The organism is Xenorhabdus indica, assembly GCF_014467235.1.
Taxonomy (GTDB): Bacteria; Pseudomonadota; Gammaproteobacteria; order Enterobacterales; family Enterobacteriaceae; genus Xenorhabdus; species Xenorhabdus indica.
In genome coordinates, this window is sequence record NZ_NKHP01000107.1 from 1 (window position 1) to 720 (window position 720).

General features: G+C 53.1%; 1 protein-coding gene. It reads right to left on the reverse strand.

Features of this window, described 5'->3' with window-relative positions; genetic code table 11:
- Positions 1 to 720: condensation domain-containing protein (locus tag Xind_RS19700; RefSeq protein ID WP_187650964.1), on the reverse strand; the 720-nt coding region annotated here is incomplete at both ends.

A 720-nucleotide genomic window follows, 5' to 3' on the forward strand; every position in this document is an offset into this window, starting at 1 on the left:
CCCCCGGCTTTCAGCACTGCCAGAATAGCGATCACCATTTCCGGGCTGCGATCCAGATACAGGGCTATCGGTGTGTCAGCCTGTATCGTTTCATGATTCTGTTGCTGATAGCGTTCGCGGATCACATAAGCGAGCTGATTGACCCGTTCGTTAAGCTGACGGTAAGTCAGTGCTTCACCTTCAAACACCAGTGCCATGTTATCCGGTGTTTTTTCCACCTGAGCTTCAAGCAGTTGTTGCAGGGTTTTGTCCTGCGGGTAAGGCGCATCGGTCTGGTTCCAGGTATGCAGCAGGGTATGGCGTTCTTGTGCAGACAGGATATCCAGCGCGGACAGCGGTTGTTTCTGGTCTGTCACAAAGGCTTGCAGCACCCGTTGATAGCTTTCTGCCAATCTCACGATGGTGGCCTCATCAAACAGGCTGACGGCATAGTTCAGGTAAGCGGTAATGCTGGTTTGCCCGTCGGACATAAACAGGCTCAGATCAAACTTGGCGGGGCTGTATAACGGCTCATCCAGAGTCACCGGCCTGAATGGCAGGCGGCTGTCTGACGAATTTTCTCCAAAGCTCTGCAAACTAAACATGATCTGAAAAATCGGGTGGCGGGCGGTATCACGTTCAATATTCAGGGCATCAAGGAGCTGTTCAAACGGCATATCCTGATGGGCTTTGGCTTCGGCAACCTGCTGATGGGTCTGCGCAATCAGGGCTGCCACGCTG